This is a genomic window from Bacteroides xylanisolvens XB1A (assembly GCF_000210075.1).
Classification (GTDB): domain Bacteria; phylum Bacteroidota; class Bacteroidia; order Bacteroidales; family Bacteroidaceae; genus Bacteroides; species Bacteroides xylanisolvens.
In genome coordinates this window covers 1309845-1322191 of the sequence record NC_021017.1, presented here as the reverse complement: position 1 = coordinate 1322191, position 12347 = coordinate 1309845, and the positions used below count along the sequence as shown (strand labels likewise).

Annotated in this window: 8 protein-coding genes; 5 read left to right on the top strand and 3 right to left on the bottom strand. The window is 41.8% G+C overall.

Annotated features, from left to right (window positions below):
• Position 1 precedes the first annotated feature (1 nt).
• Together BXY_RS05525 and BXY_RS05520 are read right to left on the bottom strand one after the other, a co-directional pair.
• Positions 2-697 carry a tetratricopeptide repeat protein gene (locus tag BXY_RS05525; RefSeq protein WP_015531384.1) on the bottom strand — a complete coding sequence of 232 codons (696 nt, stop codon included), beginning with the start codon at positions 695-697 and terminating at the stop codon, positions 2-4.
• Between the two features lie 46 nt (positions 698-743).
• Entirely contained in the window at positions 744-1706 is a 963-nt protein-coding gene (locus BXY_RS05520; RefSeq protein WP_015531383.1) for a Predicted Na+-dependent transporter, read from the bottom strand.
• Positions 1707-1787: 81 nt separating this feature from the next.
• Here BXY_RS05520 and BXY_RS05515 point away from each other — a divergent pair, with 81 nt between their 5' ends.
• The 3 genes from BXY_RS05515 to dnaA all read left to right on the top strand — a co-directional run bounded on the left by BXY_RS05515 (position 1788) and on the right by dnaA (position 5714).
• On the top strand, positions 1788-3047 hold the full coding sequence (locus tag BXY_RS05515; protein WP_015531382.1) for an N-acetylmuramoyl-L-alanine amidase family protein: 1260 nt from the start codon (positions 1788-1790) through the stop codon (positions 3045-3047).
• Between the two features lie 9 nt (positions 3048-3056).
• A complete protein-coding gene (locus BXY_RS05510; RefSeq protein WP_015531381.1) occupies positions 3057-3950 on the top strand; it encodes an MlaD family protein in 894 nt (297 codons plus the stop codon).
• 351 nt (positions 3951-4301) lie between these two features.
• The gene (dnaA, locus tag BXY_RS05505) at positions 4302-5714 is read left to right on the top strand and encodes a chromosomal replication initiator protein DnaA (protein WP_004299347.1); all 1413 of its coding nucleotides are present in this window, start codon (positions 4302-4304) and stop codon (positions 5712-5714) included.
• Between the two features lie 111 nt (positions 5715-5825).
• On the opposite strand, the gene BXY_RS05500 is transcribed toward dnaA, so the two are convergent.
• Positions 5826-6569 carry an NADPH-dependent oxidoreductase gene (locus BXY_RS05500; protein WP_022199219.1) on the bottom strand — a complete coding sequence of 248 codons (744 nt, stop codon included), beginning with the start codon at positions 6567-6569 and terminating at the stop codon, positions 5826-5828.
• A gap of 284 nt (positions 6570-6853) precedes the next feature.
• Here BXY_RS05500 and BXY_RS05495 point away from each other — a divergent pair, with 284 nt between their 5' ends.
• Both BXY_RS05495 and BXY_RS05490 read left to right on the top strand, forming a co-directional pair.
• Entirely contained in the window at positions 6854-9397 is a 2544-nt protein-coding gene (locus BXY_RS05495; protein WP_004299345.1) for an adenosylcobalamin-dependent ribonucleoside-diphosphate reductase, read from the top strand.
• A gap of 131 nt (positions 9398-9528) precedes the next feature.
• Entirely contained in the window at positions 9529-12210 is a 2682-nt protein-coding gene (locus BXY_RS05490) for a 4-alpha-glucanotransferase (RefSeq protein ID WP_015531380.1), read from the top strand.
• The last annotated feature ends 137 nt before the right edge of the window (positions 12211-12347 follow it).

Genomic DNA, 12347 nt, shown 5'->3' with positions numbered 1-12347 from the left:
TCTATTTTAAGAGAATGCTATGTTTATCCAACAACTTTAGATTTTGTTGTGCCTGAATTACATAATCGTCATCGGCTCGCCCTTGCAAAATCACGGTCATGAAGTCATTATATGCCTCTTTCTCTTTGCCGGCTTTCCAATAGACATAAGCACGCCAGAAGTAACTGCATACTACTTCATATTTCTGATCAATACAATAATTCAAATCACTATATGCTTTATTAATGCTATCCACATACCAATAGGCAATACCTCTTTGCAAACAAATTTCTTCCAACGCAACATCTTTAGGATCTATTTTATCATAAAATATCACTTGGGCGCATCCGTACACTTCTCGCTTTATTCTTTCTGCTGCATTAAAGTCGTCAATTGCACTTTGGTAATTGTTCAATTCTAAATTTGCGTTTCCTCTGTTAAGCCAAGCCATTATATATGTAGAGTCTTGTCGTATAACATAACAATAGTCTTTTATAGCTTCAGAATATTGTTTTAACGCAAACTTATCGGCTCCTCTGTTTATATAGGCAGGTAGATAAGTCGGGGCATTTTGAATTAATTTATTCCAGACTACAATTGCTTCATGATACTTCTTCTGATTATCAAGACTTACTGCTTCATCAAATAAATTGTTTGTCCTAGAACAAGATAGAAACAACAATGCTATTACAATAATTATACAATTATGTCTTTTCATAATCCGAATTCTGATTTATATCCATTACGATTCTTTGTCTAATGTCTTACGCTTGATTTTTCAATTCATTCTTTCTCTTTTTCCACAACTGCCACGAATTAATAATATTCTGCCACAACACATACGAACCGGGAGCCACAGAAGACAATGGATTCAAATAAGTATGTGCCATCCAAATAGCCAAAATCGTATTCTTTTGTCCCAACGCCTGCCCGCCACTGATACGGTCATTATAAATTGAGCCGATTGTCTTCCCCAAAAAGAACTGCAAACAGCAAGCAATCAGTGCTCCGACAGCAATCATGATTTCCGTAAAACCATCCGCTGGGTCATTGAGCAAGGAATACAATGTCTGCGCTGTTACGATAGCTAAAGACACAGCCCACAAATAAAAAGCAAGTTCATGATAGCCCAATAACTTCTGATGCACTTTTGGCAAACACTTACTCAACAACCAGGCAGCCAAAAAAGGACAAATCAACAACGGAAATACCTTACCTAAAATAACAAGAAACGCCTCCCAAAAAGTGACATCAGGATGCACCTCCACCAAAGGAAAAAGAATAGGCACAGCAATAGCCGCACCGATATTTGCTATCAATGTATAAGTAGTCAGACTGGCTGCACTCCCACCCAACTTGGAAGTAATCACCGCAGCGGCCGTAGCCGTAGGACAAATAATACAAACCATCACTCCCTCTGCTACTATTTTATCAAAGCGATAAAGCAACAAATAAGCAGCCAACGCTCCGCCAATCTGAATCAATAACAACCACAAATGGAGAGGTTTAGGCTTCAAATCACAAGGAGATACCTTACAGAAGGTCAATAGCAACATCGTAAAAATAAGATAGGGAGTCAGAAAAGAAAGGCTGATAAACAGCGGATAACCTATAGCACCTACCAGCATAGCAATAGGTAACGTCCAATTCTTCAAAAACTTAAGCATCGTCGTACATTTTAACTTCGAAGCACAAAGTAACGGAGATTTCAGGAAAAAAGCTACCATTAAACCGAAAAAAACACAAAACTTAATGGCAAATAATGAGTTTTCTACAAATTTCTACTACATTTGCACCGTATTATAGATATGAAACTGAATAGACCGTACATATTATACATATTCATTTGCCTCTGGCTACTTTTTCTACCCTCATGTACTAACCACTTATGGGGGAAGGATTTTGTAGTAGTTATCGACGCAGGACATGGAGGACATGATCCGGGCGCCATCGGCAAAATCTCGAAAGAGAAAAATATCAATCTGAACGTTGCCCTGAAAGTGGGAAATCTGATTAAAAGGAATTGCGACGACGTCAAAGTGATTTACACTCGTAGCAAAGATGTATTCATCCCTTTAGACCGACGCGCAGAAATTGCCAACAACGCGAAGGCTGACCTCTTTATTTCCATTCACACCAACGCACTGGCTAACAACCGTACCGCAAAAGGTGCTTCAACCTGGACACTGGGTTTGGCCAAATCAGACGCAAATCTGGAAGTTGCCAAGCGAGAGAACTCCGTAATCCTCTACGAAAGTGACTACAAAACAAGATATGCCGGTTTCAACCCGAACTCTGCCGAGTCATATATTATATTTGAATTCATGCAAGATAAATACATGGAGCAGAGTGTACACCTAGCTTCGCTGATGCAGAAACAATTTCGCCAAACTTGTAGAAGGGCAGACCGTGGAGTGCATCAAGCCGGATTCCTTGTCTTAAAAGCGAGTGCCATGCCGAGCATTCTGATAGAACTAGGATTTATCTCTACGCCCGAAGAGGAGCGCTATCTGAATTCTGAAGAAGGGGCCGGCACCATGGCAAAAGGAATCTACCGTGCTTTCTTAAATTATAAGAGAGAACATGAACTGCGCCTAACGGGAGTCAGCAGAACGATCGTCCCAACTGAACAGGAAGAAGACAATGCCCCGGCAATTGCCCAAAAGGATACCGAAAGCGTGAACACAGCTCCCCAACAGGAAAAGCTATTGGCCGAAGCAAAAACAAAACCTGCCGCGACAGCCAAAACAGCACCGAAACGCCCAATTGTAGTAGAGAGTGCAACCAATGACAGTGAAATTACGTTTAAGATACAGATACTTACTTCTTCCAAACCTCTCGCCAAAAACGACAAACGGCTGAAAGGACTGAAAGAGGTAGATTATTATAAGGAAGGGGGAATATACAAATATACGTATGGAGCCTCCGCCGATTATAACAAGGTGTTGCGTACGAAGCGCACCATTACGGCACAATTCAAAGACGCCTTTATCATCGCTTTCCGGAACGGCGAGAAAATGAACGTCAATGAAGCGATTGCCGAATTCAAGAAAAGAAGAAATAAATAAAAAGATAAAATGAAGTACATTACAAAAGAAGTCAGAATAGGTATTGCAGGTATCGTTGCACTATGTGTGCTTATATACGGAATTAACTGGCTGAAAGGTATACACATGTTTCAACCTTCCAGCTATTTCTATGCCAAATTTAAAAACGTAAACGGACTCACCAAATCAAGCCCGGTATTTGCCGACGGTGTTCGTGTAGGTATCGTGCGTGACATCTATTATGATTATGCCAAACCCGGAAATGTAATTGTCGAAGTGGAACTGGACACGGAACTGCGGATTCCCAAAGGAAGTAGCGCCGAGCTTGTATCCGAACTTATGGGAGGCGTACGCATGAATATTCTTCTGGCAAACAACCCGCGCGAAAAATATGCCGTAGGAGATACGATCCCCGGCACACTGAACAACGGAATGATGGAAAGCGCGGCAAAACTGATCCCCAAGGTAGAAGAAATGCTTCCGAAACTGGATTCTATCCTCATCTCTCTGAACAATATATTAGGAGACAAGAGCATCCCTGCCACCCTGCACTCGATAGAGAAGACAACCGCCAACCTGGCAGTAGTCAGTTCGCAGGTAAAAGGGCTGATGAGTAATGACATACCTCAACTCACCAGTAAACTGAACACCATCGGAGACAACTTCGTTGTCATCAGCGGAAATTTGAAAGAAGTAGACTATGCAGCCACTTTCAAAAAAATAGACGAAACGCTGGCTAACGTAAAAATACTTACAGAAAAATTAAACAGCAAAGATAACACTATCGGACTGCTCTTCAACGACCCGACTTTATATAATAATCTGAATGCAACAACTGAAAATGCAGCCAGCTTATTAGAAGACCTGAAAGAGCATCCGAAACGGTACGTTCACTTCTCATTATTCGGCAAGAAAGACAAGTAGCAAATTATCGTTATATAGATTTTATCTAAATAACGAAGGGCTTTCAAAAGAAAGTAGATTGCTCTTCAAATGTCTATCTACAAACCGAAATAATATTCCCGTACAAACGTACAAAAGTGAGAAAAAAGGCTAAAATTATATATATAAGACATTAACATACAGATACTTACAAAACTGCAAGAGAGGGTAAACAGAGTGTGTCCGACAACAAACGCATAAGTCATTGAAAGTAAACACATTATTGTTAGCATGAAAAAAACAAGAAAAAATAGATTTGTTTTTTCCGAATAAGATTCCCAATTTTGCAAACGTAGAAGTTTTGCTTAATTAATAAATGTATTAAAAGTTACTATGATTGAATCAAATCATGTCGTACTTTGGAACCGCTGTCTCGACGTTATTAAAGACAATGTTCCCGAGACGACATATAATACTTGGTTTGCCCCTATTGTTCCGTTGAAATATGAGGACAAAACGTTGATCTTACAGATCCCGAGCCAGTTTTTCTATGAAATACTGGAAGAGAGATTCGTAGATCTTATACGTAAGACATTATATAAGGTCATTGGCGAAGGAACCAAGTTGATGTACAATGTCATGGTGGACAAGACTTCGATTCCGAATCAAACCGTGAATCTCGAAGCAAGCAATCGTTCTACGGCTGTTACTCCCAAAAGCATAATCGGAGGAAACAAAGCTCCCAGCTTCCTACAGGCCCCTGCCGTTCAGGATTTGGACCCGCATTTGAATCCCAATTATAATTTTGAGAACTTCATTGAAGGATACAGCAATAAACTTTCAAGAAGTGTGGCGGAAGCCGTAGCGCAAAAACCGGGAGGGACTGCTTTCAACCCGTTATTCCTTTATGGAGCATCCGGAGTAGGAAAAACGCACCTGGCAAACGCAATAGGCACGAAAATCAAAGAAATTTATCCAGAGAAAAGAGTATTGTACGTTTCGGCACATTTGTTCCAGGTACAATATACGGATTCTGTACGCAATAACACGACCAACGACTTTATTAATTTTTATCAGACGATTGATGTATTAATCATTGATGATATTCAGGAGTTTGCCGGTGTCACCAAGACTCAAAACAACTTCTTCCATATCTTCAATCATTTACACCAGAACGGCAAACAGCTTATATTAACTTCAGACCGTGCTCCTGTATTGTTGCAAGGTATTGAAGAACGCCTCCTGACCCGTTTCAAATGGGGTATGGTAGCCGAGCTTGAAAAGCCGACGGTAGAACTTCGCAAAAACATTCTACGCAACAAGATACACCGCGACGGATTACAATTCCCGCCGGAAGTGATCGATTATATTGCCGAAAATGTGAATGAAAGTGTACGCGATCTGGAAGGTATCGTCATTGCTATCATGGCTCGTTCCACTATTTTCAACAAAGAAATAGATTTGGATTTGGCACAACACATTGTACATGGCGTGGTTCATAACGAAACGAAAGCGGTTACCATCGATGATATCCTCAAAGTGGTATGCAAACATTTTGATCTGGAACCGTCTGCCATACATACAAAATCCAGAAAAAGGGAAGTCGTTCAAGCACGACAGATCGCCATGTATCTAGCTAAAAACCACACAGACTTTTCAACTTCTAAGATAGGTAAGTTTATCGGTAACAAAGACCATGCAACGGTACTTCACGCCTGCAAAACCGTAAAAGGACAATTGGAGGTGGACAAAAGCTTTAGTGCAGAAGTACAGGAAATAGAATCGTTACTGAAAAAGAGAAACTGAAATCAAGTATAAAGTATTAAGTATTAGGTATTATCCATGCGGACAGGCTTTATTATGCGGTTTCGCACCAGGGTAATACTTAATACTTTATACTTGAAAAATACTTAATACTTATTTCAAGAATCCTTGCTGGCGAAGTACTTTCAATAGATTTTCGGACATAAATTCGTTATCTTTCTTTGTGTAACGCACGTCCGTAAAGACTTGAGCCAATGTTTCTTTTTTATTTTCTTCGATAAACTGCTTGTTTTCCGGCAACGATTCTTTGTAGGCATAGAGTTTATCTATTTCTTCCGGTGTATAGTCGTGATATTTTTCATCGTGCACGGCAGCTTCCAAAGGCAAGCGGTCTACTTGTGCGGGAATACCGTCCGGATAGCCTACCGTTATTGTGGTGAGAGGGAATACCAGTTCGGGGAGTTGGAGGGTATCGATAATCATTTGTGGATTATAAGTGGTAGTTCCCAAATAACAAATGCCGAGTCCTGCTTCTTCCGCCAGCGTACAAAAAGTCTGCGCAACAAGCAAAGTATCCATAGACGCATTCATAAAAGACATTAAATTATCGTAGCCCGGCACAGCTTTCCGCTGTTCACACCATTTGCTGAAACGACGGAAATCAGCACAAAAAGTCAATACGACCGGAGCATTTTTTACCATCGGCTGATTGAAATGAGCAGGCGAAAGTTTTTCCTTCATTTCCGCATCGTGAGTCACAATCACACTATAAAGTTGCATCCCACCCATCGTAGAAGCACGGAAAGAGGTTTCAAGCAAATCATTTAACAAACTCGGATTTATATCTTTAGGCAGATATTTCCGGATAGTTCTTCTGTTCTTTACGGTTTCAAACATATCTTTTTTTTGCAAAGATATAAAAAGAAAAAAATAATCCACCACACTAGTGGAATAGAATAGTTTTCTTTTTGGAGAACTTTAACCTTTGAACAAAATTCAATTCTAACTGTTTATCAAATACTTAGCATAAACAAATGGAAAACTTGCAACCTGTTAATAAATTAATTCATTTTTATTTTGATAGATGAAAAAACATTCTTAGCTTTGCGCCTACATTTGTTAACGATAAGTAAACTTCTACATATTACTTATTAAAAACGAGATTTAACACAAATTGAATCGTGGAAAAACAGATTTATTCTTACGACGAAGCCTATGAAGAATCTTTACGATATTTTCAAGGCGACGAGCTTGCTGCAAGGGTTTGGGTAAACAAATACGCAGTAAAGGATTCTTTCGGTAATATCTATGAAAAATCCCCGGAAGACATGCATTGGAGAATTGCAAATGAAGTGGCACGCGTAGAATCGAAGTATCCGAATGCGTTGACAGCAAAAGAACTGTATGATTTACTGGATCACTTCAAGTACATCGTCCCCCAAGGTAGCCCGATGACAGGAATCGGTAACGACTACCAGGTTGCTTCACTATCCAACTGCTTCGTTATCGGAGTGGACGGTGCAGCCGACTCTTATGGCGCTATCATCAAAATCGACGAAGAACAGGTGCAACTAATGAAAAGACGCGGTGGTGTAGGTCATGACTTATCACACATCCGTCCGAAAGGTTCTCCCGTTAAAAACTCGGCGTTGACTTCTACCGGTCTTGTTCCGTTCATGGAACGATATTCGAATTCCACTCGTGAAGTAGCTCAAGACGGACGTCGCGGTGCATTGATGTTGAGCGTGTCTATCAAGCATCCGGATTCGGAAGCATTCATTGATGCCAAGATGACCGAAGGTAAAGTGACCGGAGCAAACGTTTCTGTCAAGTTGGACGACGCTTTCATGCAGGCTGCCGTAGACGAAAAGCCGTATGTACAGCAATATCCTATCGACTCTGCCCAACCTACATTCACCAAGGAAATCGACGCTTCTACCTTGTGGAAGAAAATCGTTCACAATGCATGGAAATCGGCAGAACCGGGCGTTTTGTTCTGGGATACGATTATCCGTGAATCTGTGCCTGATTGTTATGCAGACCTGGGTTACAGAACGGTATCTACCAACCCATGCGGAGAAATTCCTCTATGTCCTTACGATTCTTGCCGCTTACTGGCTATCAATCTATATTCTTATGTGGTAAATCCGTTCAAACCGGATGCTTATTTTGATTTCGACCTGTTCCAAAAACACGTGGCTCTCGCTCAACGGATCATGGACGATATTATCGACCTCGAACTAGAGAAGATCGAACGTATCATGACCAAGATTGACGAAGATCCGGAAAACGAAGAAGTGAAACATGCGGAACGTGCACTTTGGGAGAAAATCTACAAGAAGAGCGGACAAGGTCGTCGTACCGGCGTAGGGATCACTGCAGAAGGTGATATGCTTGCTGCTTTAGGATTGCGCTACGGAACGGAAGAAGCAACGGAATTCTCTGAAAAAGTACACAAGACAGTAGCTCTCGGTGCCTATCGTTCTTCAGTGGAAATGGCCAAAGAACGCGGTGCCTTCGAAATATACAATAGCGAACGCGAACAGAACAATCCGTTCATCCAACGCCTGGCAGCAGCTGATCCGAAACTGTATGAGGACATGAAGAAATATGGTCGCCGTAACATTGCCTGCCTGACGATTGCTCCGACCGGAACGACCAGTTTGATGACGCAGACCACTTCGGGTATCGAGCCTGTATTCCTGCCTGTTTACAAACGTAGAAGAAAGGTGAACCCGAACGATACGAATGTGCATGTAGACTTTGTAGACGAAACAGGGGACGCATTCGAAGAATACATCGTATTCCATCATAAATTTGTTACCTGGATGGAAGCTAACGGATACGATCCGGCCAGACGTTACACCCAGGAAGAGATTGACGAACTGGTTGCCAAATCTCCTTATTACAAAGCGACTTCTAACGATGTCGACTGGTTGATGAAGGTGAAGATGCAGGGAAGAATCCAGAAATGGGTAGACCACTCTATCAGCGTAACCATCAATCTGCCGAACGATGTGGACGAGGATTTAGTAAACCGCCTGTATGTAGAGGCATGGAAATCCGGCTGCAAAGGTTGTACCGTATATCGTGACGGTTCACGCTCCGGAGTGCTGATCTCTACGAAATCGGATAAGGACAAGAAAGAAGGACTTCCTCCTTGCAAACCGCCTACGGTTGTAGAGGTACGTCCGAGAATATTGGAAGCAGACGTTGTCCGTTTCCAGAACAACAAGGAAAAATGGGTAGCTTTTGTCGGATTATTGGACGGACACCCTTATGAAATATTCACTGGTTTGCAAGATGACGACGAAGGTATCTTGCTGCCTAAGAGCGTGACTTGCGGACGTATCATCAAAAATGTGGATGAAGACGGTACCAAACGTTACGACTTCCAATTCGAGAACAAACGCGGATATAAGACGACCATTGAAGGATTGTCAGAGAAGTTCAACAAGGAATACTGGAACTATGCAAAATTGATTTCCGGCGTGCTTCGCTACCGGATGCCGATTGAACAGGTTATCAAACTGGTTGGCTCTCTGCAATTGAACAGTGAAAGTATCAACACTTGGAAAAACGGTGTAGAACGTGCATTGAAGAAGTATATTCAGGATGGAACGGAAGCCAAAGGTAAGAAGTGCCCGAACTGTGGCAACGAGACATTGGTTTATCAGGAAGGCTGTCTGATTTGTACTACTTGCGGCGCTTCCAGATGTGGATAATAGTCCTACGTATGTTAATTAATATATAAACAAAAGATTAAAAGGAGTCCGGTGCGGCTCCTTTTATTTTTTATTCAAAAAAATGTCTTATACTTGCAGTGTCTTACATATACAATCAAAATCTAATATATATGATTCTATCATTTAATATTGAATACCGCACCAATTGGGGAGAAGAAGTAAGGATTTCCGGCTTATTTCCGGAATCAATTCCTTTACACACCACCGATGGTATCTATTGGACGGCAGAACTTGAGCTTGAAGTCCCTCAAGAAGGGATGACTATCAATTATAGCTATCAGATAGAGCAAAACGGAATAGTTATCCGCAAGGAATGGGACAGTTTTTCGAGATCTATTTTCTTATCAGGCAGCTCCAGGAAGATATACAGAATCAATGATTGCTGGAAAAATATTCCGGAACAACTGTATCTTTATAGTTCTGCTTTTACAGAAGCCTTACTGGCACATCCTGAAAAAGAGAATATCCCGCAAAGATATAAGAAGGGACTGGTTATCAAGGCCTACGCCCCACGTATCAATAAAGATTATTGCCTGGCAATTTGTGGCAACCAGAAATCATTAGGTCACTGGGACCCGGAGAAAGCAGTATTGATGAGTGATACCAATTTCCCAGAATGGCAGATAGAGCTGGACGCCAGCAAACTTAAATATCCGCTGGAATATAAATTCATCCTCTACAATAAACAGGAAAAGAAAGCAGACTGCTGGGAGAAAAACCCTAACCGCTATCTGGCAGACCCGGAACTGAAGACCAACGAAACGCTCGTGATTTCCGACCGATATGTTTATTTCGACATTCCCGCATGGAAAGGGGCAGGAATCGCTATACCCGTATTTTCTTTAAAATCAGAGAAAAGTTTCGGAGTAGGTGATTTCGGCGACTTGAAACGTATGGTAGACTGGGCAGTAAATACTCGCCAGAAAGTTATTCAGATTTTACCGGTCAACGACACCACCATGACTCATGCATGGACGGACTCTTATCCTTATAACAGCATTTCAATTTATGCTTTCCATCCGATGTACGCGGATATCAGACAAATGGGAACTCTGAAAGATAAAGAAGCGGCATCGAAATTCAGCAAGAAACAAAAGGAACTGAACAGCCTCCCTGCTATTGACTACGAAGCGGTCAACCAAACTAAATGGGAGTTTTTCAACTTACTGTTCCGACAGGAAGGAGAAAAGGTATTGGCTTCCAAAGGTTTCAAAGATTTCTTTGAAACAAACAAGGAATGGCTGCAACCTTATGCAGTCTTTAGTTATCTGCGCGACGCCTACAAAACACCCAATTTCCGCCAATGGCCGAGACACTCTGTTTACCAAGCGGAAGATATAGAAAAAATGTGCCAACCGGGAACGGCAGATTATCCTCACATCTCGTTGTATTATTATATCCAGTATCATTTGCACCTGCAGTTGTTGTCTGCAACCGAATATGCCCGCCAACACGGTGTCGTATTAAAGGGGGATATTCCGATTGGCATCAGCCGCAACAGCGTGGAAGCCTGGACAGAACCTCATTACTTCAATCTAAACGGACAAGCGGGTGCTCCGCCCGATGATTTCTCGATCAACGGACAAAACTGGGGATTCCCCACATACAACTGGGATGTCATGGAAAAAGACGGATACCGCTGGTGGATGAAGCGTTTTCAGAAAATGGCGGAATACTTCGATGCTTACCGGATCGATCATATCCTCGGGTTCTTCCGTATTTGGGAAATACCAATGCACGCTGTACACGGATTGTTAGGTCAGTTTGATCCTTCTTTACCGATGAGCCGGGAAGAAATCGAAAGTTATGGTCTAACGTTCCGGGATGAATATCTGCTACCATTCATCCATGAATCTTTCCTCGGACAGTTGTTCGGACCGCATACCCATTTAGTCAAACAGGATTTCCTTGAATCGGTTGATGACTCCGGACTTTATCGGATGAAACCGGGATTCGAAACACAACGGGAGGTAGAGCAATTCTTCGCCGGTAGAAATGATGAAGATAGTGTGTGGATTCGGGAAGGGCTTTATTCATTAATCAGCAACGTCTTATTTGTTGCGGATAAGAAAGAGGAAAGTAAATACCACCCGCGCATCGGTGTGCAACGGGATTTCGTATTCCGGTCGCTGAACGAAGAAGAGAAAAATGCGTTTAACAAACTATACGACCAGTATTATTATCATCGGCACAACGAGTTCTGGTATCAGCAAGCAATGAAGAAGTTACCCCAACTGACACAATCAACCCGTATGTTGGTTTGTGGAGAAGATTTGGGGATGATTCCTGCTTGTGTATCGTCGGTGATGAATGATCTCCGGATTCTTAGTTTGGAAATTCAGCGGATGCCTAAGAATCCGATGTATGAATTCGGGCATTTAAATGAGTATCCGTACCGGTCTGTCTGCACAATCTCCACTCACGATATGTCTACGTTACGTGGCTGGTGGGAAGAAGATTATCAACAGACCCAACGTTACTATAATGCAACGTTAGGACATTACGGAGTTGCACCGACAACTGCCACCCCGGAGTTGTGCGAGGAAATCGTACGCAATCATCTCAACAGCAATTCCATTCTCTGTATCTTGTCTTTCCAGGATTGGCTATCGATAGACGGGAAATGGAGAAACCCGAATGTGGCGGAAGAACGAATTAATGTTCCATCCAATCCACGAAACTACTGGAGATACCGGATGCATCTCACTCTTGAGCAGTTGATGAAAGCAAAAACACTTAATGATAAGATTAGCGAATTGATTAAATACACAGGAAGAGATCCGAATAAATAGAATAAAAGGTACAAGTAACTTTCAAAAAGGATATTTTCCGGACACTACCGACGCGGATAACACTAGATTAAGAACGCCAAAAATCTATGTGATCCGCGTCATTCGTTTTTCAAGGATATATTGATAACAGAGGTAAA